At 70.6% G+C, this 20,481-nt stretch carries 15 protein-coding genes and 1 pseudogene; 11 read left to right on the forward strand and 5 right to left on the reverse strand.

Features of this window, described 5'->3' with window-relative positions; all coding sequences use genetic code 11:
- Positions 1–2 precede the first annotated feature (2 nt).
- The 6 genes from AC5DRG_RS06450 to AC5DRG_RS06475 are packed head-to-tail and all read left to right on the forward strand — an operon-like array spanning position 3 to position 6,494.
- Complete coding sequence (locus tag AC5DRG_RS06450; protein WP_491808745.1) at positions 3–518, forward strand: (2Fe-2S)-binding protein; 516 nt, start codon at positions 3–5, stop codon at positions 516–518.
- Positions 515–2,911 carry an aerobic carbon-monoxide dehydrogenase large subunit gene (locus AC5DRG_RS06455; RefSeq protein WP_491808746.1) on the forward strand — a complete coding sequence of 799 codons (2,397 nt, stop codon included), beginning with the start codon at positions 515–517 and terminating at the stop codon, positions 2,909–2,911. The genes AC5DRG_RS06450 and AC5DRG_RS06455 overlap by 4 nt, the downstream gene beginning before the upstream one ends.
- Positions 2,912–2,920: 9 nt before the next feature.
- The gene (locus AC5DRG_RS06460) at positions 2,921–3,796 is read left to right on the forward strand and encodes an XdhC family protein (protein WP_491808747.1); all 876 of its coding nucleotides are present in this window, start codon (positions 2,921–2,923) and stop codon (positions 3,794–3,796) included.
- A gap of 3 nt (positions 3,797–3,799) precedes the next feature.
- Positions 3,800–4,693: an AAA family ATPase gene (locus AC5DRG_RS06465; RefSeq protein WP_491808748.1), complete on the forward strand. Its 894-nt coding sequence runs from the start codon at positions 3,800–3,802 to the stop codon at positions 4,691–4,693.
- The gene (locus AC5DRG_RS06470) at positions 4,690–5,292 is read left to right on the forward strand and encodes an SRPBCC family protein (RefSeq protein ID WP_491808750.1); all 603 of its coding nucleotides are present in this window, start codon (positions 4,690–4,692) and stop codon (positions 5,290–5,292) included. Before AC5DRG_RS06465 ends, AC5DRG_RS06470 begins: the two co-directional genes overlap by 4 nt.
- The gene (locus AC5DRG_RS06475) at positions 5,289–6,494 is read left to right on the forward strand and encodes a vWA domain-containing protein (protein ID WP_491808751.1); all 1,206 of its coding nucleotides are present in this window, start codon (positions 5,289–5,291) and stop codon (positions 6,492–6,494) included. The genes AC5DRG_RS06470 and AC5DRG_RS06475 overlap by 4 nt, the downstream gene beginning before the upstream one ends.
- A gap of 80 nt (positions 6,495–6,574) precedes the next feature.
- On the opposite strand, the gene AC5DRG_RS06480 is transcribed toward AC5DRG_RS06475, so the two are convergent.
- Both AC5DRG_RS06480 and AC5DRG_RS06485 read right to left on the reverse strand, forming a co-directional pair.
- On the reverse strand, positions 6,575–7,537 hold the full coding sequence (locus AC5DRG_RS06480; protein WP_491808753.1) for a LysR family transcriptional regulator: 963 nt from the start codon (positions 7,535–7,537) through the stop codon (positions 6,575–6,577).
- 102 nt (positions 7,538–7,639) lie between these two features.
- The gene (locus tag AC5DRG_RS06485) at positions 7,640–10,513 is read right to left on the reverse strand and encodes an NACHT domain-containing protein (RefSeq protein WP_491808754.1); all 2,874 of its coding nucleotides are present in this window, start codon (positions 10,511–10,513) and stop codon (positions 7,640–7,642) included.
- Positions 10,514–10,695: 182 nt separating this feature from the next.
- On the opposite strand from AC5DRG_RS06485, the gene AC5DRG_RS06490 reads away from it, so the two are divergent.
- Positions 10,696–13,506 carry a SpoIIE family protein phosphatase gene (locus AC5DRG_RS06490; RefSeq protein WP_491808755.1) on the forward strand — a complete coding sequence of 937 codons (2,811 nt, stop codon included), beginning with the start codon at positions 10,696–10,698 and terminating at the stop codon, positions 13,504–13,506.
- 181 nt (positions 13,507–13,687) lie between these two features.
- On the opposite strand, the gene AC5DRG_RS06495 is transcribed toward AC5DRG_RS06490, so the two are convergent.
- From AC5DRG_RS06495 to AC5DRG_RS06505, 3 genes and pseudogenes are all read right to left on the reverse strand, one after another.
- On the reverse strand, positions 13,688–14,335 hold the full coding sequence (locus AC5DRG_RS06495) for a hypothetical protein (protein WP_491808756.1): 648 nt from the start codon (positions 14,333–14,335) through the stop codon (positions 13,688–13,690).
- 231 nt (positions 14,336–14,566) lie between these two features.
- A pseudogene (locus AC5DRG_RS06500) lies at positions 14,567–14,971 on the reverse strand (zinc ribbon domain-containing protein); the annotation flags it as partial.
- Between the two features lie 201 nt (positions 14,972–15,172).
- A complete protein-coding gene (locus tag AC5DRG_RS06505; protein ID WP_491808757.1) occupies positions 15,173–15,823 on the reverse strand; it encodes a TetR/AcrR family transcriptional regulator in 651 nt (216 codons plus the stop codon).
- 148 nt (positions 15,824–15,971) lie between these two features.
- Here AC5DRG_RS06505 and AC5DRG_RS06510 point away from each other — a divergent pair, with 148 nt between their 5' ends.
- From AC5DRG_RS06510 to AC5DRG_RS06525, 4 genes are all read left to right on the forward strand, one after another.
- Positions 15,972–16,772: an N-acyl homoserine lactonase family protein gene (locus AC5DRG_RS06510; protein WP_491808758.1), complete on the forward strand. Its 801-nt coding sequence runs from the start codon at positions 15,972–15,974 to the stop codon at positions 16,770–16,772.
- Positions 16,773–16,877: 105 nt separating this feature from the next.
- Entirely contained in the window at positions 16,878–18,533 is a 1,656-nt protein-coding gene (locus AC5DRG_RS06515; protein ID WP_491808760.1) for an ABC transporter substrate-binding protein, read from the forward strand.
- Positions 18,526–19,404 (forward strand): ABC transporter permease, encoded by an 879-nt coding sequence (locus tag AC5DRG_RS06520; RefSeq protein WP_491808761.1) that lies wholly within the window; start codon positions 18,526–18,528, stop codon positions 19,402–19,404. Before AC5DRG_RS06515 ends, AC5DRG_RS06520 begins: the two co-directional genes overlap by 8 nt.
- A gap of 26 nt (positions 19,405–19,430) precedes the next feature.
- Positions 19,431–20,480, forward strand: a complete 1,050-nt coding sequence (locus tag AC5DRG_RS06525) for an ABC transporter permease (RefSeq protein WP_491808763.1) — start codon at positions 19,431–19,433, stop codon at positions 20,478–20,480.
- Position 20,481: the final 1 nt, after the last annotated feature.

Genomic DNA, 20,481 nt, shown 5'->3' on the forward strand with positions numbered 1-20,481 from the left:
GCATGCAGGTCACCATGACCGTCAACGGTGAAGAGGTCACCCGGGAGATCGAGGGCCGGCTGCTGCTCGTCCACTTCCTGCGCGACCACCTCGCGCTCACCGGCACGCACTGGGGGTGCGACACCAGCAACTGCGGTACCTGCGTGGTGTGGATGGACGGCGAGCCGGTCAAGTCCTGCACGGTGCTGGCCGCGATGGCGGGCGGACACGACGTGCGCACCGTCGAGGGACTGGAGCAGGACGGTGAACTCGACGCCGTGCAGAAGGGGTTCGTCGAGTGCCACGGTCTGCAGTGCGGGTTCTGCACCCCCGGCATGATGATGACCGCCCGTGCCCTTCTGGACCGCAATCCCGACCCCTCCGAGCAGGAGATCCGCGAGGCGATCTCCGGCCAGATCTGCCGCTGCACCGGCTACGCCACCATCGTCCGCTCCGTGCGATGGGCGGCGGCCGAGGAGGCCGGGACCCGGACTTCCCTCGACACCCCGGCGACTTCGACTTCGGGGAGCGCGTCATGACCACCGTCTCCGAGAACGGCCACCTCACCGCGTTCGTCGACAACGACCAGAAGCCCTGCGGCCACGGCCGGATGCTCCGCAAGGAGGACCCGCGTTTCGTACGCGGCAAGGGCCGCTACGTCGACGACCTCCAGCTCCCCGGCATGCTCCATCTGGCGGTGCTGCGCTCGCCGTTCGCACACGCGCGGGTCGTGTCCGTCGACACCACCCTGGCCGAGGCGCACCCGAAGGTCCGGCTCGTCGTGACCGGCGCCATGCTCGCCGAGAAGGGCCTGGCGTGGATGCCGACCCTCTCCAACGACGTGCAGGCCGTACTCGCCACCGACAAGGTCCGCTTCCAGGGCCAGGAGGTCGCGTTCGTCGTCGCCGAGGACCGCTACTCCGCCCGGGACGCCCTGGAGTTGATCGACGTCGAGTACGAGCCGCTGGACCCGGTGATCGACGTACGCACCGCGCTGTCCCCGGCCGCGCCCGTCATCCGCGACGACTTGGAGGGCAAGGCCGACAACCACTGCTTCGACTGGGAGACGGGCGACGCCGACGAGACGGCCGCCGCCTTCGCCCGCGCGGACGTCGTGGTCACCGAGGACATCGTCTATCCGCGCGTGCATCCGGCGCCGATGGAGACGTGCGGTGCGGTCGCCGACTACGACGCCGTCGACGGCAAGCTGACCCTGTGGTCCACCACCCAGGCCCCGCACGCCCACCGCACGCTCTACGCGATCGTCGCGGGGCTGCCCGAGCACAAGATCCGGGTCGTCTCCCCCGACATCGGCGGCGGCTTCGGCAACAAGGTGCCGATCTACCCGGGTTACGTGTGCGCGATCGTCGGCTCCCTGCTCACCGGCAAGCCGGTGAAGTGGATGGAGGACCGCGCGGAGAACCTCATCAGCACCGGTTTCGCCCGCGACTACGTCATGCGTGGCGAGATCGCGGCGACCCGGGACGGCAGGATCCTCGCCATCCGCACCAACGTCCTCGCCGACCACGGCGCGTTCAACGGCACGGCGGCACCGGTGAAGTACCCGGCCGGCTTCTTCGGCGTCTTCACCGGCAGCTACGACATCGAGGCCGCCTACTGCAAGATGACCGCCGTCTACACCAACAAGGCGCCGGGCGGGGTCGCCTACGCCTGCTCGTTCCGCATCACCGAGGCCGTGTACCTGGTCGAGCGGATCGTGGACTGTCTGGCGTACGAACTCGGCATGGACCCGGTCGAGTTGCGCATGAAGAACTTCATCCGGCCCGAGCAGTTCCCGTACCGCAGCAAGACCGGCTGGGTGTACGACTCCGGGAACTACGCGCCCACCATGGAACTGGCGCAGCAGCTCGCCGGATACGACGAACTCCGCGCCGAGCAGGCCGAGAAGCGGGCCCGTGGTGAGGTCATGGGCATCGGGGTGTCGTTCTTCACGGAGGCGGTCGGCGCGGGGCCCCGCAAGGACATGGACATCCTGGGGCTCGGCATGGCCGACGGGTGTGAGCTGCGGGTGCATCCGACGGGCAAGGCGGTCGTGCGGCTGTCGGTGCAGACGCAGGGGCAGGGGCACGAGACGACGTTCGCGCAGATCGTCGCCGAGGAGCTGGGCATCCCGCCGCAGGACATCGAGGTGGTGCACGGCGACACCGACCAGACGCCGTTCGGGCTCGGCACCTACGGCAGCCGGTCCACCCCCGTCTCCGGTGCCGCCGCCGCGCTGGTCGCCCGCAAGGTGCGGGACAAGGCGAAGCTGATCGCCTCCTCCATGCTGGAGGTGCAGGTCACCGACCTGGAGTGGGAGAAAGGCTCCTTCCATGTCGCCGGTGACCCCAAGGCGGCGGTCACCATCCAGGACATCGCGATGCGCGCGCACGGCGCCGGTGATCTGCCCGAGGGCGTCGAGGGCGGCCTGGAGGCGCAGATCTGCTACAACCCGGAGAACCTCACCTATCCGCACGGCGCCTACATCTGCGTCGTCGACATCGATCCGGGCACGGCCAAGGTGACCGTACGGCGGTTCGTGGCGGTCGACGACTGCGGGACCCGGATCAACCCGATGATCATCGAGGGGCAGGTGCACGGCGGGCTCACCGACGGCGTCGGGATGGCGCTGATGGAGATGATCTCCTTCGACGAGGACGGCAACTGCCTCAGCGGCTCGCTGATGGACTACCTCATCCCGACCTCGCTCGAAGTCCCCGACTGGGAGACCGGGTTCACGGTCACGCCCTCCCCGCACCACCCCATCGGCGCCAAGGGCGTCGGCGAGTCCGCGACGGTCGGCTCGCCGCCCGCGATCGTCAACGCGGTGGTGGACGCGCTGAAGCCGTACGGCATCCGGCACGCCGACATGCCGCTCACGCCCTCGCGGGTGTGGGAGGCGATGCAGGGGCGACCGACACCACCCATCTGAGGGGTTGTCATGAAAACGGTGAGTGCCCGTGCCCTCGAACTGACCGAGCGCCGTGTGCCGTTCGTGCACGCGCGCGTGGTGCGCGCCCAGCCGCCCGCGTCCGCACGCCCCGGCGACGAGGCCATCGTCTACGGCGACGGTACGATCGACGGCTTCGTCGGCGGCGTGTGCGCCGAGGGCTCGGTGCGTACGGCCGCGCTGGGCGCCCTGCGTGGTGACGGGCCGGTGCTGCTGCGGGTGCTGCCCGAGGGTTCGGCCGGGTTTCCGGAGGCGCCCGGCGCGCGGGTCGTCGTCAACCCCTGTCTGTCCGGAGGCGCGTTGGAGATCTTCCTGGAGCCCGTGCTGCCGCCGCCGCTGATCGAGGTCGTCGGGCACACGCCGATCGCCGACGCGTTCGTGGCGCTCGCCGACGTGCTCGGCTACGCCACTGCACGCTCCCTGCCGGACGGCCCGCCCGCCGAGCACACAGCGGCGGTGATCGTGGCCGGGCAGGGGCGCGGGGACGCCGAGTCCCTGCGGGCCGCCCTCGACGCCGGCGTTGCGCACATCGCGCTGGTCGCCAGTCGCCGCCGCGGTGCCGCCCTCTTCGCCGAACTCGGCCTGGACGAGGCGGAACGGGCCCGCGTCCACTCCCCCGCGGGGCTGGACATCGGCGCGCGCTCGGCGCCCGAGATCGCGCTGTCGATTCTTGCGGAGGTGGTGGGGGCGGTGCGGTCCACGGCGCCGACCCCCTTGCCGGTGGCGCCCGCGCAGGCCGTGGACCCGGTGTGCGGGATGACCGTGACCGTGCGCGCCGACACCCCTCATCTCACCGCCGGGGGCGAGGAGTTCTGGTTCTGCGGACCCGGCTGCCGGGACCGCCACGCCGCGGGTCTGGTGGGTTAGCGGGTGAGCCTGCTGTTCACGGACGCCGACGACGTGCGCCAACGCCTCGACCGGGTGGGGCACTTGGTCGACGAGGGCATGGCGACCGCCCTCTTCCTCGCCACCGTCCTCGACCGGCCTCTCCTGCTGGAGGGCGAGCCCGGCGTGGGCAAGACCAGCGCGGCGAAGGCACTCGCCGAGGCGCTGGACACCCCGCTGATCCGGCTCCAGTGCTACGAGGGGCTGACGGCGGGCGAGGCCCTGTACGAGTGGAACTACCAGCGCCAGCTGCTCGCCATCCGACTCACCGAGACGGGCGGCCGGGAACTCGCCGACGCCGACCTGTTCACCGAGGAGTTCCTGCTCGACCGGCCGCTGCTGCGGGCGGTGCGGCACCGGGGCCCGCTGCCGCCGGTGCTGTTGATCGACGAGATCGACCGCGCCGACGACGAGTTCGAGGCGCTCCTCTTCGAGTTCCTCGGCGAATCCGCCATCACCATCCCCGAGTTGGGCACCTTCGCCGCCGTGCGCCCGCCGGTCGTGGTCCTCACCTCCAACCGCAGCCGCGAACTGCACGACGCGCTGCGCCGCCGCTGCCTGTACCACTGGATCGACTTCCCGACCCCCGAACGCGCGGCGGAGATCCTGCGCCGCTCGGTGCCGGCCGCGAACGAGCCGCTGATCGCGTCCGCGACCGAGTTCGTCGGCCGGGTGCGCGGGCTCGACCTCGACAAGGCACCCGGCATGGCGGAGGCCATCGACTGGGTGTCCGCCCTGGCCGCGCTGCGTGTCGCGCGGCTGGCGCGCTCCGACATCGTGGGCACGCTCAGCGCGGTCGCCAAGAGCCCCGACGACCGCACCGCCATCACCGAGGCCCTCGAAGAGCTCGGCTACCCCGGACAAGCGAGGAACCCATGAAAATCGACAACGAGTTCGGAGTCGACGTGCCCGTCGAGCGGGCGTGGCAGGCACTCACGGATCTGGAGAGCCTCGCCCCGTGCATGCCGGGCGCCCAGCTCACCGGGGTGGACGGTGATGTCTACCGGGGCAAGGTGAGGGTCAAGGTCGGGCCGGTGATCAGCCAGTTCGCGGGCACGGCCCGCTTCGTGGAGAAGGACGAGGCGACCCACCACGCCGTGATCAGCGCGGCGGGCAAGGACATGCGCGGGGCGGGCAACGCGTCCGCGACGGTCGACGCCCGGCTGCGTGCCGAGGGGGCGCGCACCGTCGTGACGGTCAGCACCGACCTCAACATCAGTGGAAAGCTGGCCCAGTTCGGCAGCGGGATGATCAAGGAGATCTCGGAGAAACTGTTCGCGCAGTTCGTCGAGAACGTGGAGACGCAGCTGCTGACGCCGGACGAGACGGAGGTACCGGAGGCAGAACCCCCGCGACAAGTGGCCGAAGCACCGCTGGACTTGATGCGGGTGGCCGGGGGCAGCGTGTACAAGCGGCTGATTCCGGCGGTCGTCGCGGCCGTCGTCGTCGCCGTCCTGATCTATCTGCTGGTGCGGTGACAGGAGCCGGTCCACTGCTCCCCGCCGTCGACCGGGCCGCCTTCGCCGTCGCGCTCGCCGCCCGGCTCAGGGAGCGGGGTGTCCCCGTGGGCCTCACCGCCGCCCAGGACTTCGTGAACGCCCTCTCCATCACCCCGCCCACCTCACGGACGGCGCTGTACTGGACGGCCCGCGTCACGCTCGTACGCGATCACGCGGACCTGGCGGTGTACGACGAGGTGTTCGGCGCCGTCTTCGGTGAGGCGGTGCTGGCCCTCGACCCGCACGCTCGCCGGGACGGACGTACGCCAGGAAATCGCGAAGGGGCATCTCCGTCCGCCAACTCCCTTGATTCCACTGGAGGTTCTGGCCTGCCTTGGGTCACCCTGGCCCCCACCGTCACCGGGGCCGAGCAGCTCGACGAGCGGATCCTGACGGCCGTACCGGAGCGGCTGCCGAGTGAGGTGGCGGGGGCGGTGGACACGCCGTTCGAGCAACTCGGTGTGCGGGAGGCCGAGTTGCTCGGGCGGTGGCTCGAACGGGCCTTGCGGGAGTGGCCCGTGCGCCGGTCGCGTCGGTTCGCTGCACGGCCCGGGGGCCCTCGGGTGGCGATCCGGGAGACCGTGGCCCGAGCCCGCCGTACGGGCTGGGAGCCGGTGCGGCTGGTGCACGCGGGGCCGGTGGACCGGCCGCGTCGGGTCGTCGTGCTGTGCGACGTCAGCCGGTCGATGCAGGCGCAGGCGGTCGCGTATCTGCATCTGATGCGGGCGCTCGCGCGGACGACGGACGCCGAGGTCTTCGCGTTCGCGACCTCACTGACCCGGCTCACCACGGTCCTCGCCCACCGTTCGGCCGAGGCGGCCGTCGACGAGGCGACGGAGCGGGTCGCCGACCGGTTCGGCGGGACGCGGATCGCGCACTGCCTGAGCACGTTGCTTGCCTCGCACCATGGTGGCACCCTGCGCGGGACCGTCGTACTCATCGGCTCCGACGGGTGGGACGCGGACCCACCGGACCGGCTTGCCGTGGCCATGGCGCGGCTGCGGCGCCGTGCGCACACGGTGATCTGGCTCAATCCTCGGGCGGGCGCGCCGGGCTTCGAGCCGCGTACGGCGTCGCTGGCCGCCGCGCTGCCGTACGTGGACCTGCTGTTGCCGGCGGATACCTTCGGGGCGCTACTGCGGGTGCCCACCGAAATCGCGCGGTGCGGGAAGCGCCCCTAAGGGCCGCGGGGAACTGCGCGACCAGCCACGACGAAGCCGCAGACGAACGACGGCACAACGCGGCACTTCCGGCACAGAGCTTAACTCCAGAGAGTGACGTGAATGGCCGGACGGAAGCGGCCCGCCGTGACTCCCGTGCCGCGCAGCATCGCCTGGGTGGCCCGGGGGTTCGTGACGAAGTGGCGGAGTTCGGCGGCTACCGGGGGTGCCTCGCGGTCGGGGAGGGTGAGGAGGTTCCAGGAGCCGCGTGCGGGGAGGGACGGGCCGTTGAGTTGCAGCAGGTCGCCGGCCGCCAGGTCCTTGGTGATGGCGAACGCCACGGCCAGGGCGATTCCCTTGCCGTGCTTGGCCTCGTCGACGGAGGCGGCGTGGCTCTGGAAGATGCGCTGGTTGTGCTCGGGGACGCCCAGGCGGCGCAGCACGGACGGCACCATGCCGACCCGGCCGACCCCGGACGGGCCGAGCAGCCAGGTCTGTTCGCGCAGTTCGTTGGCGCCGGTGCCGGCAGCCCCGGACGCCAGCGGGTGGTCGGGGCCTACGACGGCGACTACCTGGTAGTTGAGGAAGTGGGTGCAGGTCATGGTGTCTTCGAGGACTGCGGGCCGGGGTCCGACAGCCACGTCGACCGCGCGGTTGACCAGTAACGAACCGAACTGCTGCGGACTGTGCACGCTCAGCTCGACGTCCAGGTCGTCGGCACGCCCCGCGAACAATTCGATGAGCCCGGGCGCCGCGTACTCGGCGAACAGGCTGGACGCGGCGACGCGCAGCAGCCGCCGACCGGAACCGGCCTGCCGCACCTCGATGACGGTCCGGTCCTGCAGCCCGAGCATCTCCGTGGCACGGCTCGCCAGTCGCAGCCCGCCGGGCGTGAACGCGAGTCCACTGGCCGTCCGCGTGAAGAGCTTGTCGCCGAGTTCCTTGCGCAGGTGGGCGATGTGCGTGGAGATCGCGGCCTCGGTCACGGCCAGGTCGGCCGCGGCGGCCCGCACGGAGCCGAGGCGGACGGTCGCCGAGAAGGCCCGCAGCTGTGCCGGGGTCACCCAGAACCTCCTGCTCGCCACGGGTGTCCATTCACCTGTGAGCTGACGTCAAATTAGCGCACCAGTTCGCCGAGAGCCACGGCTGTGTCGAAACGGGGTCGGTCAGGACGCGTCGGGGTCGTCCGGCGCCGAGGCGAGGCGCTCCTGGAGGCGAGCGTGCCGGAACTCGTAGACGGCGCCTGCCTGGCGGAGGACGCCTCGCTCGTGTGCCTCGGCGAGGAAGGCCATCAGGCGCCACGGGAGTCGGCCGGACGGGCACAACCACAGGCGTGCGGTGAGGAGTCGGCCCCACGCGGAGAGGAGGAAGGCGATGAGGCCGGTGGGGAGGAAGACGAGCGCTGCCGTGGGCGTATCTTCCGGGAACGGAATCGTGCTGAGCAAGCCGATGTAGAGGCCTACGACTGTCGTCAGGAACCCCCGGACCACCCCTGTGTCCCTGTCCGAGCTCAGACTCGCGAGAGGGCTCGTCGTGCGGGTGACATCGACCGGCGCGCCGAGCCAGCGGTGCAGGCCCGCGGCGAACCCGGCGACGATCCCGAGGCCGATACCGCCGAGGAGCCCGAACGACAGGGCGGAGCCGAGGAGTTCCGACGGCGTCTGCCGCGCCAGCCACTGCCATTCACGCTTCCCGACGATGTCTTCCACGTAGTAGTTCGTCGCGACGCGACCGTCAGGAAGCTTCATGGCGAAGGACTCGGGTTCCTTGGCGTCAACCGAGATCTCGACCACTGTTCTCAGCCGGCGGCACCCCGTTTCATACGCGCACGGGTCCTCGCCCGACGTTGACAGGGTGAAGACCAGACCCTGGTCGGAGTCCTCGAAGACTCCGATGTAGACCGGCCGGGCCCGTTCGACGTAGGTGTCTCCGTCAGCACGCAGACCGTAGCGAGTACCGTCCTCGGCCACGACGTACCGAGAACCGTCCGCCGCCCGGTGAACAGAACCATGGAACGGGAACTCGGCCTGCGCCGCGGCCCGCGCGGCGGCCGTCCCGCCCTCGGGCAGAGCGAAGGCGAGACCGAGCACGGTTCCGGCGAGCAGCCCAACGCCGAGTCCCTGGACGAGGGCCCGGCCGACGCCTCGCACCCGGCCGATCCGGCGCCGTTCTCCGCGGTCGACGACGGTCCCGCCCTCGCCGCGTACGAGGTAGCCGCCGACTACGGCACCGACGGCCAGGATGCCCCATAGGAGAGCCCCTTCAGCAGGCACGAGGAGGCTGGTGACGAACCACGCCAGCCCAGCGACGCCGAGCCCTCCCATTGTCTTCCACAGCCAGCGGCCGTAGCGGCGGCTGCGCGGTGTCGGGAACGGCATCGTCGACGGTGTGGGGGAGGTCGTGATGCCAATGATGGTCAGTGCGGTCGCCACCGCCACCCCATACAGAGCGCCGACGGTGATCCAGCCCAGTGTCTCGTCCATGCCGGAGAATGGGAACCGCAGGTACGGGTCTTCGGGCAACGGCCGGAAACCCCCGACAACCACACCGAGCGGAACGACACACGCGAGCGACAGCAACACCTTCCGCCCCAGCCCCACTCCCTCCCGGGACAAGGCCACATGCCCCGCGCACAACCCGAGCAGTACGGCCGCTGCCACCACCACCGGTCCGGCGCTTCCCCCGATCAGCCACAAGAGCAGACAGATCAGCTCCGCCACCACCCCGATCAACAGCAACGGCCCCACCGCCCGCAACACCCCCGGCAACGCCCGATGCAGCTCCCACCAAGCCAGATCACGCACCCCCCGCCCCTCCAGATGCCGGGCCAGGAAGCGCAGCCAATGCACGGCGTCGGCGCTCTCCCACCGCTTCGACGTACGGAACGACGCGGGTACGAACGCATCCAACAAATGCTGTTCCAGCGCGGCCGGTACGGCCAGTTCGGGCCGCCGGAGCAGTTCGGCGGGGTCGGTGCCCGTGTCCCCGTAGACGGCTCGGGCCATCGCCACCATCAGCGGCAGGCTCAGCACCTCACGCAAGCAACGGGACGCCGGCGTGTCCGGGTCGCACCGGACGTGTTCGAGGACGGGGTCCCAGGCGGTGGCGCGTTCACCGGAGGGGCCGCGCAGGGGCCGGGCCGTGCGGACCAGGAACTCGGCCGCCGCATCGAAGTCGAGCGGCTGGAGTTCGACGACCGCGGCCGCGGTGAGCGCGTCGGCGGACTCGACGACCTCGGCGTACACCGTGCTGCGGCAGGTCAGCAGGAGCGGTGACCCCTGGTCGAGTTCGGTGTTGAGCCGCCACAGGGCCTTCGCGCGCAATGGCGGCGCCATTTCGTCGAGGCCGTCGATGACGGGGAGAATCCGGCCTGTCGCGACGAGCTCCATGGCCGGCACGCTTCCCGACGCTCCCTCGGCGCCGAGGGTGGGGTATCCGGCGACGAGCCGCTCCGCCAGCCATTGGCGCAGGTCCTGGCGGTCGGGCTGCCAGGTGGACGCCTGGAACACGACGGGGACGGGCTGGCCGGGGGCTCGGCGGTCGAGGAGATCGAGGGTGAAGCGCAGGGCGAGGACCGTCTTGCCGCTGCCCGGGGCGCCGAGGACGACCAGGCGCCGGGCCGGCAGATAGCCGAAGAGCTGGGTGATCTCGGTGAGCCGGCCGACCAGATCGGGGCGTTCGGCGTCCTGGGACGGCCAGCCGATGGCCTCGTCGACGTCGGACAGCCAGGCCGGCGCCGGGGCCCAGTGCACCTCCAGCGGATGCGGATCCTGCAGTCGCCGCAGCCGCCACTCCGAGCGCCACTGCTCGCGGACGGCGTCGGCGAGCGCGTCGGCGGTGCGGTCCAGCTGTGCGCCGGGCGAGGCCACCGTGACCGGGCGCCGTGTGTTGTAGAGCAGGCCCGCGAGGGACACGAGGAATCCGAGGACCGACAGCAGCGGCTGCACGCCGTCCAGATTTCGGTCACGCAGCGCCACCGCCGCCACCGCGCCCGTGGCGATCACCGCGCCCACCCACAACCCGCGTCGCCAGTACCTCATCAGCCCCGCGCCCCCGTCCCCCCACGCCCCGCCGGTGCGCGAAATTGTCCCAGGAGGAGCACTCCGTAGGAACGGGATTGCGTACGGTCTCAGCGCGCTCTCCCGGCTCCGGAGGCGCATGCGAACAATGCGGATTCCACCGTATCGACACCAATATTTTTCACTCTCTGTATATTGAGCACATGAGTGGGCGAATGGCCCTTCTCCGCACGATCGACGACGACGTGGCGGTCACCGAGGCGCTCCGTCTCGGCCTGGAGCACGCCGTGTCGGAGCTCGGCGGAGTCGGCGGCATGGTCCATGTGGGCGGACCCGAGGGGCTGCGCGGACTGCATCTGCTGGCGAGCAGCGGACTGCCTCGGACACTGACCGAACCGTGGGAGCTCATCCCGGACGACGGAAGCCTGCCCCCGGTCCGTGCGGTGCGCGAGGGGGCGCGCGTCTGGGAGCCCGGTGTCGCCACCGTGCCGCTGCCCGGCCCCGACGGCCCCCTGGGCGCGCTGACCGTCACCACCCACGCCCACCGAGCCCCCGAGCCCGACCAGTGGGCCTTCCTGGACACCGTCGCCGCCTGGGTCGTCGTACGACTGGAGCGTCCGCTGCTGCCGAAGGAGCCGCCGCCCCTGGACGAGCGGCCCGGACCGCTGCTGCGGCAGGCGCTCGCGGCCATCCGCGTCGGCTCCTGGGAATGGACCATGGCGACCAACGAGGTCGATCTGGACGAGGCGGGGATGAGCCTGCTCGGTCTCGATCCGGAGCGGTTCGACCGGCGGGCGGAGACGTGGCTGGAGATCGTCCACCCCGACGACCGGCCACTTGTCGCGGCCGAGGTCGACAAAGCGCTGCGCGACCGGAGTGTGTACAGCACCGAGTACCGGGTGAACCGCCCGGACGGCACGATCGGCTGGGTCCAGGTGCGCGGGCGGGTGAAGCTCGCGGACACCGGCGAGCCCGTCGGCATGGTCGGCACGGTGTGGGACACCACCGAGTCCCGCAGCGCCCGCGACACGATCAGCCGGGCCCTGCGGCACATGAGCGACGGTTTCCTCACCCTCGACCAGCAGTGCCGGATCACCTTCCTCAACGAAGTGGCGGAGCGGGTGCTGGGCGCCGGTCAGGAGCTGATCGGCCACCCCGCGTGGGACCTCGACGCGCTGCGGGTCCCCGGGCTGCGGGCCCAGTGCGAGGAGACCGTCGCCCGGTCCGCACCCAGCGGTCTCGACATCCTGGCGCCCGGCATCCGGCGCTGGTACCACCTGCGGCTGGTCCCGCTCCCCGACGGCCTGGCCTTCTTCTTCACCGACATCCACGACAAGCGCACCCGGGACGCCGAGCGCGAGGCCGCCACCCGCGCGCAGGCCGACCGGGCCGCCCGTATCGGCGAGTTGACGGCCGCGCTCGCCAAGGCGATCAGTTCGCAGGACGTGGTGAACGCGGTCGCCCAGCACGTCCTGCCGCCGTTCGGCGCGGCCGGGCTGATGATGCAGGTCATCGAGGACGAGCGGACGCATGTCGTCGGCAGCGTCGGTTACTCCGAGGAGTTCCTGGAGCGCATCGACAACCTGCCCGTCTCGGGCCGGAACGCGGTCGCGGACGCGTTGCGCACCCGCACCCCACAGTTCTTCTCCTCCCCGCTGGAGTACATCTCGCGCTACCCGGCGCTGGCCGAACAGGTCGGGGCGAGCGGCAAACAGGCCTGGGCGTTCCTGCCCCTGATCGCCTCGGACCACTCGGTCGGGCTGTGCGTGATCTCCTTCGAGCAGCCGCGCCGGATCACCGGCGAAGAGCGCACGCTGCTGGTCGCGATCAGCGGCCTTGTCGCCCACGCCCTGGAACGGGCCCGGCTGTTCGACGCCGAGCACACCCGCGCCCAGGAACTCCAGCGCGGTCTGCTCCCCCGGGCGCTGCCGCCGCTGCCCGCCTGCGCGTCCGCGGCCCGCTATCTGCCTGCTCGGCAGGGCATGGACGTGGGCGGCGACTGGTACGACATCATCCCGCTCTCCGCCGCCCGGGTCGCCCTCGTCATCGGTGACGTGATGGGCCACGGCCTGCCGCAGGCGGCCACCATGGGGCGGCTGCGCACCGCCGTGCACACCCTCGCCGACCTGGAACTGCCACCCGACGAGATCCTCGCCCACCTCAACGACGTCGTATCCGAGCTCGGCGACGACTCGTACGCCACGTGCCTCTACGGGGTGTACGACCCCACCACCGGCGTCTGCTCCTTCGCCTGCGCCGGGCATCCGCCGCCCGCGGTGGTCCGGCCCGACGGCACGGTCGACTTTCCGAAGGTGGCCTCCGATCCCCCGCTGGGCGCCGCCGAACCGCCCTTCGAGAGCGTCGAACTCGTCCTGCCGCAGGACTCCCTCCTCGTCCTCTACACCGACGGGCTGATCGAGTCCGTCAGCCGTGACATCGACGCGGGCATGGCCCATCTCGCCCGACTCCTGGGCGAGGCCCCGGGAGACGACCTCGACGTCCTCTGCGAGCGGCTCATCGCCGGCCTCCTCCCCGCCCAGCAGCAGTCCGCCGACGACGCGGCCCTGCTGGTCGTCCGCGTGCACCGGCTCCCGGCCGAGTCGATCGCCGTATGGCCACTGACCGCGGAGCCACAGGCGGCGGGCGAGGCCCGCAAACACGTGCGCGCACAGCTGTCCGCGTGGTGCCTGGACGACCTGGCCATGACGACGGAACTGCTGGTCAGCGAGTTGGTGGGCAATGTCGTACGCCATGCCAAGGGCCCGGTTCTGCTACGACTGCTGCGCAGCCGCACCCTGATCTGCGAGGTCTCCGACGGCAGCCTCACCACGCCGCGGATCCGCCGGGCGTCCGAGATGGACGAGGGCGGCCGGGGTCTGCAACTGGTCGCGGCCCTGTCCCAGCGGTGGGGGACGCGCTACACGGCGACGGGCAAGTGCATCTGGACGGAACAGGCCCTTACCGGGCCGGAGTCGCCGGACGCACTGCTGGACTTCTTCGACCGGGTGGAGTGACGCCCGCTCCGGGAACGAACCGGTCGACGCCGCAATGCCGCTGGTCAGATCAGGTGAAGTCGACGGCGGTTCGGCAGTGCCCTGAAAGGGCGCGGGGCTGTACCGATTTGCGGCTCCGCCGCGTGGGCGCGACCAGCCACGACGGACCCGCAGATGACGCACCGGATTTCCAGCGGAGCGCTTAGTACCGCTGGGCCTTCGCGATCTCGGCGGTCAGCGTGGGTTCCGTGGGCTTGCGACTGATGGCGAGGGGCTGGGCGAGCTCCCCGGGGTCCAGGTCCTCCGCGCCGACATAGCGGGTCTCCGCGACCTTGCCGTCGGGGTCGCGGAAGTCGACCTGGACGGCGTAGGAGGCGGTGTCGTCGGTGCCGTTCCTGATGTTCACGACCACGGCGAGCAGACCGCCCGTGTCGGATCTCGGCTTACCGGTGAGCGAGACGTCGGCCGTGGCGTTGCCCTTGCCCTGGACGTCCTTCAGCTCCTGCTGAGCGGCCACGTTGGCGCGCTCGACCTCCGCGGAGACCGACGCCTCGAACTCCGAGGCACGGGCGGAGACGGACGCGGCGGCGGCCGACGCCGAGGCACGGGCGGCCGCCTCGGCGGACGCGGCCTTCGACGCGAGGGAGGAGGGCACATTGCCGGAGAAGGAGCCGGTGTCGGCGGCCGTGGGGGTGCGGCTGAACGTCGCCGCGCTGTCGGCGCTGTCGCTGTCGGTGCTGCACGAGGCGAGCGCGGCGGTACACGCGGCGGCTGCGACGAGGGCGGTGAGAGCGGTCACGGCACGGCTGCGCCGCGACTGCCTGGTCTGCTCCGACGCGTCAGCGCTCATGACATGGGGTCCTTTACCGATTTGCTGTGCTATGTCCAGGAACATGCTGCCTGGCATAGCGGTACGCGGCCACTGCACGCTCGGTCGGGAGGTACCGCCATCGGAGTGGCCCGAGCCGTGGGCGCCGTCGGCCGTTGCCGTCACCCGGCCGGTCGTAGGCGGACTCCTGGTCCAGTACCGACTGTTGAAGTGCTCTCCTCCCTGCGCAAAGCTCAGGAAGGAGATTCCCGCCTACCTTGCGGTGGCGGACTTGACGCCACGAGTGCGCCTTGCGACTGCCCTCCCGGCAGCCGGGATGAGCGCGTGGCCCATCCGGTACAGGTGCAAGATGTTCCGGGCTGCGTTGTGGTCGGCGTTGCCTTCCCATCCGCAGTCGGGGTTCTTGCATACGAACGTGGCCTGGGTTTCCCGACTGCCGGGGGTGATGAATCCGCAGGTGGAGCAGCGCCGGGAGGTGTTCGGGGCGGGAACCTTGTGCAAGGTGCCGCCATAACGGGCGGTCTTGTACGTCAGCATCGTCTCGGTGCGACCCCATGCCTCTTGGCTGATGGAGCGGTTCAGGCCGGACTTCTGCGCGACGTTTTTACCCGGTTCCTCAAGGGTGCCCTTGGCGGACTTGACCATGTTCGTGATGTTGCCTAGGCGACGATGCGCGCCGGCCTCAGGAAGGCGACGGTCTTCGCCAACTGCCTCAGCTCCGAGGTACGGATGTCACAAGGGGGCCGGGATCGTGCGGGCCACTGCCCCCTCATGCTGGCGCCGCCACACCCATGCCGCAAACGGGGCAAATGACCTGACCCGGGTACGCCTCGGCGCCCCGTCAGCCGTCGAGCAGGCTCAGGCGTCCGCGGCGGGTTCCCCGGCCACCGTCTTCGCGATGTCGTCCACCACGACACTCGCCCGCTTCTCCGGCACCCCGGCCGCGATCAGCGTGGCGATGGTGATCCGGGTCCCGTCGTCCTCCAGCGCCCCCGTGTTGACGGACTCCAGCAGGGACACGGTCAGGGCTTCAAGCCCGGCGCTGAGGACGGCGGCCGGCAGGTGGGTGTGGAAGACGCCGTCCCGCTGGCCCCGTTCCAGGACGGCCGTGGCCGAGTCGCGGGCCGGCGCCAGGATCTCGGCCACCCGCTCCACGCCCAGGTCGCGTCGGGCCAGCGCCAGCAGCATGCGGTAGCGGTCGCCCACGGGCCAGACCGAGAACACGAAGCGCGCGAAGGCACGCTCGGCCGACTCCTCAGGCCTTCCCGTGCCCACCGCCACCGCGTCCCGCACCGCTTCGGACGCCTCGTCGGCGAGAGCCTCCAACAGGGCGGCGCGGCCCGGGAAATGACCGAACAGGGTGCGCCGTACGACACCGGCGGCGCGCGCGAGTTCCTCCAGCGTGACGTCGGGGTTCCGGCCGAGCTCCTGGCGGGCCGTGGCCAGGATGCGGGCCCGATTGGACCGGGCGTTGCGGCGAACCGGCTCACGGGCCACGGACTTGGTCACGGGTACAACCTCGGTGGATAGATGGAGCGGGTGCCCATTTTGGCACGGCGGCTCAGGAGGAGGTTGTTACGTCACCGCAACCCACTATTGGATCCAAATATTTAAGGTATGGATCCTTATAGGTCGCGGGAAGGGCCCGGATCGGACCATGACACGACACGGCGTGCGGCGGATCGTGCCGCTGTTGCTCGGCTGGGAGGAACTCCCCAAGTCGGTCTCGGTGTACGGCGCCCCGTATGAGGAGCGCCTGCGCGAACCCGTACCCGCTGTACTGCTGGAGTGCGACGGCGGCTGGCTGCTGCTCGACACCGGCTTCAACACGGCCCTGATCCGGGACCCCGCGCTGCGTCGCCGCTTCTACGGCTCCCCCAACTACCGTCCCGTCCTGCCCGGCCCCGGCGAACCGCTGGAGGAGGCGCTGGACGCGGCCGGCATCGCGATGGACGCGATCCACGCGGTGGCCGTCAGCCATCTGCACGCCGACCACGCGGGCGGTCTGAAGCACTTCGCGGGGCGGGTGCCGGTGCACGTGCAACGGGCGGAGCTGGCCTACGGGTTGTCGGGGCGGCCCGAGGTGGAGCGTCACTCGATCTTCCGGGTCGACTTCGACGATCCCCGTATCGACTGGCGGCAGGCCGACGGTGATGTGGAGATCGCCCCCGGCGTGACGGCCGTACTGACGGCCGGGCACACACCGGGACACCAGAGCTTCGTGGTGGACCTCGCGGACGGCGGCGGGCTCGTGTTCGCCTTCGATGCCGCCGACCTCACCGAGAACATCGAGCACGAGCTGCCGATCGGCGCCTCGATCGGGGTCGATCCGGAGCAGACGGTGGAGCCGATCCGCCGGCTCAAGCGCATCGCCGCCGAGCGCGGCTACGAGCTCGTCCCCGGCCATGACCCCGTCGTCTGGCCGGAGTTGATGCGGCGCCGGTTCACACGCCTTTAACTCCCGGGACACGAGGAGGATTTCGTGACCCCTGAAGCTCTTTTTGGATCCAATCCAGCACACATTAGATCCAGTTTCCAAGGATCGGTGCCCAAGGAGGCCCACATGCCGGACCGTTCACATGGATCGCTCTCGCCCGGCTCCACCACGCCGGAGGTCTCGCGCCGGACCATGCTCAGGGGTGCCGGACTCCTCGGAGTGGGTGTCGGCTTCGGGCTGCCCGCCCTGCTGAGCGCGTGCGGTGCGGCGGCCGACGACGCCGAGGGCAGCGGCAAGGGCGGGACGCTGACCCTGGCCATCGACGCGACGAGCGCCGTCAACGACCCGGCTTTCTACACCTCGTTGGGCGACTGGATGGCCGTCGACTGCATCTGCCGCGGTCTGAGCTTCATCTCCTTCGAGACCAACGAGCCCACGCCCGACCTGGCCAAGAGCTGGAAGATCTCCGACGACCTGCTGACGTACACCTTCACCCTGCGCGAGGGCGTCAAGTTCCACGATGGCACCACCCTGACCTCAGCCGACGTACTGGCCAGCCTGGGCAGGCAGTTCGACCCCGAGGACAAGACCCTGCCCAAGGGCGGTACCCGGCCGCTGGCGAGTCTCGGCACCAACGTCGCCTCGCTGACCGCCGAGGACGACCTCACCGTGAAGATGGTCCTCAAGCAGCCCGACCGGACGGTGCTCGGCCGGCTGTCCGACATCGGCGGCCGCATCATCTCCAAGGCCGCTCTGGAGAAGTACGGCGCCGACATCGGCAAGCACCTCGTCGGCACCGGCCCCTTCGCCTTCTCCTCCGCCACCTCCGGCCAGGCGATCACCCTGGAGGCCTTCGACGGCTTCCGGCTCGGCAGACCGCCCATCGACCGCCTTGTGCTGCGCCAGGTCCAGGACCCGTCGGCCATCGTCAGCTCGCTGCTCAGCGGCGATGTGTCGGCGACCCAGTTCACGCCGTACTCGGCGGCCGACCAGCTGCGTGGGGACGACTCGGTCACCGTCTACGACACCCCGCACAACGCCGACGCGATCATGATGATCGACGCCCGGCGCATCCCCGAGATCAAGGTGCGCAAGGCGATCAACCTCGCCGTCGACCGCAAGGCCATCCTCAGCCAGGCGTTCTTCGGCATGGGCAGCGAGCCGAAGGGTTACGCCCTCCCTCCCGCCCAGAACGGCTACGACACCGCCCTCGCCGACCTGAGCACCCAGAACGTCGCCCAGGCGAAGCGGCTCGTCTCCGAAGCCGGTGCCGAGGGCCGCACGATCCGGATCATGGCGGCGAGCGACTCGTGGCATCCGAAGGCCGCCCAGATCGTCGCCCAGAACCTCACCGACGTCGGGTTCAAGGTCGAGACCACCTCCGTCGACCCGGCCACCTACTTCGGCCGCCTCCTCGACCCGGACGACGAGTACCACGACCTGATGATCTGGGAACGCAACACCTACGTCCCCGACGCCAACGACATGGTCGGCGCCATGGCCAGCCCCACCGGCATCTACGGCTCCAAGATCACCGGCATGGACACCCTCGACGGCGTCGACTCCCTCGCCGACGACCTGTTCGCGGCCAAGAACCTCCCCGACGGCAAGAAGCGCACCGCCGCCTACACGAAGATCCAGCGGCGCTGGGCGGAGGAGTACATGGTGCTGTCGATGCTGGCCTGCTTCACCAACCTCGTCGTCAGCGGCTCGCAGGTGAAGGACATGAACACCAGCGCCCTTGCCAACCACCGGTGTTACATGGAGAAAGCCAGTGTCTGACGCGGCCTTGGCCACCGTCACGCGCAGGCCGTCCGTCGTGGCCGCCCTGCGCAGGCGTCGGCTTGCGCGGTCCTGGCCGGCCGTCCTGTCCTGGCTGGTCCTGGCCGCCGTACTCCTCGTCGCCGCCGTCGGCCCACTCCTCGTCCAGGCCGACCCACTGCGCCAAACCCCGTCCGCGCTCCTGCCGTTCGGCTCCGCGGGACATCCGCTCGGCACCGACGACCTGGGCCGCGACGAGCTGGCCCGCCTGGTGCACGGGGCGCGTCCGCTGCTGCTGGTGTCGTTCGCGGCGACGGCTCTGGCCGCCGTGGCCGGCACGGCGATCGGGCTCGTCGCCGGATACGCGGGCGGTGTCGTCGAGCAGGCCCTGATGCGTCTGGTGGACCTCGCGCTCGCCTTCCCCTCCATCCTCCTCGTCATCCTGCTGGTGGCGGCGGCCGGACCGGGCACGGTCAGTCTGATCGTCGGCATCGGCGTCTCGCTCGCGCCCGGACTCGCCCGGCTGGCCCGCGCGTTGACGGCACGCGAGGCGGCACGCGACTACGTCGTCGCCTGCCGCCTCGGCGGCACCGGCACCCCGCGCATCCTCCTGCGGGAACTGCTGCCGAACATCGCGGGCCCGATGCTCGCCCAGGTCATCATGACGCTGTCCGTCGCGGCGGGCTTCGCCGCCGGACTGTCGTACATCGGCCTCGGCATCCAACCGCCGCAGCCCGACTGGGGATACATGGTCCAGGCGGGACAGGAGTTCCTGTACTCCGCGCCCCGGCTGGTCGTCCTCCCGGCAACACTCACCCTCCTGTTCGTCGTCGCCTGCAACTTCGTGGGCGACGACCTGCGCGACGCCCTCGATCCCCGGGGGACGGCATGAGTGCGTCCGCGCCTTCTCTCGTTCGCGTGTACCTGCCCAAGTGGGCTACCGGAACCGCCCTGTTGGTCGTACGACGACTGGCGGTCATCCCCGTCGTCCTGTTCGCGTTGGCCAGCCTGGTGTTCCTCGCGATACGTCTGCTGCCGGGCTCACCCGCGACCTCGCTCTCAGCTGGCCGGGGCGACATGTCCGCGGTCGAGGTGTCGGCGAACGAGGAGCGGGTCACCAAGGCGCTCGGCCTCGACCAGCCACTGCTCACGCAATACGGCCACTTCCTCGACGACTTGGTGCATCTGCGCCTGGGCACCTCCTTCTTCGGGTCCAACAGCGTCCTCGGGCTGCTCGGGGACGCCCTCCCCGCGACGATCGAGCTGACGCTCGCGGCGATGACGATCGCGGTCGTGCTCGGGGTCGTCACCGGGGTGATCGCCGCGCTGCGCAGGGGCAGCTGGGTCGACACCTCGACGCGGGTCGTGGCCACGGTGAGCTTCTCGCTGCCCTGGTTCGCGCTCGGTGTGCTCGGCATCGTCGTGTTCGGCGTGTGGCTGCGCTGGCTGCCGGTCCTGGGCCGGCTGCCCAGCTCGCTCGCCTACCACCCGACGACCAACTTCGTGCTGCTGGACGCGATCCTCCAGGACCGCCCCGAGCTGGTGTGGCCCTGGATCCAGCATCTGATCCTGCCGGCCGTGACGCTGGCGCTGTCGATGGCCGGCTTCATCACCCGCATCGTGCGCGCCTCGGTCCTGGAGGTGCTGGGCGACGACTTCGTGCGCACGGCCCGGATGAAGGGGCTCAGCGAGGGCGTGGTCGTCCGCCGCCATGTGCTGCGCAACGCCTGGCTGCCCATCGTGACGGTCCTCGGGCTCCAGTTCGGCTCGCTGCTCGGCGGATCGGTGATCACCGAGACGGTCTTCTCGTACGCCGGTGTCGGCCGCCTCCTCGTACAGGGCGTCCTGCAACGCGACTACCCCGTCGTACAGGGCGCCGCCCTCGCCATCGCCCTTCTCTTCACCCTGGTCAACCACGCGGTGGACCTGCTCTACACGGTCCTCGATCCGCGCATACGGAAAGGATGAG

The organism is Streptomyces sp. JLBG701, from assembly GCF_058544905.1.

Coding starts and splice junctions, on each gene's coding strand:
- AC5DRG_RS06450 (WP_491808745.1), top strand. CDS start 3: ATGCAGGTCACCATGACCGTCAACGGTGAAGAGGTCACCCGGGAGATC.
- AC5DRG_RS06470 (WP_491808750.1), top strand. CDS start 4,690: ATGAAAATCGACAACGAGTTCGGAGTCGACGTGCCCGTCGAGCGGGCG.
- AC5DRG_RS06515 (WP_491808760.1), top strand. CDS start 16,878: ATGCCGGACCGTTCACATGGATCGCTCTCGCCCGGCTCCACCACGCCG.
- AC5DRG_RS06490 (WP_491808755.1), top strand. CDS start 10,696: ATGAGTGGGCGAATGGCCCTTCTCCGCACGATCGACGACGACGTGGCG.
- AC5DRG_RS06495 (WP_491808756.1), bottom strand. CDS start 14,335: ATGAGCGCTGACGCGTCGGAGCAGACCAGGCAGTCGCGGCGCAGCCGT.
- AC5DRG_RS06510 (WP_491808758.1), top strand. CDS start 15,972: ATGACACGACACGGCGTGCGGCGGATCGTGCCGCTGTTGCTCGGCTGG.
- AC5DRG_RS06460 (WP_491808747.1), top strand. CDS start 2,921: ATGAAAACGGTGAGTGCCCGTGCCCTCGAACTGACCGAGCGCCGTGTG.
- AC5DRG_RS06455 (WP_491808746.1), top strand. CDS start 515: ATGACCACCGTCTCCGAGAACGGCCACCTCACCGCGTTCGTCGACAAC.
- AC5DRG_RS06485 (WP_491808754.1), bottom strand. CDS start 10,513: ATGAGGTACTGGCGACGCGGGTTGTGGGTGGGCGCGGTGATCGCCACG.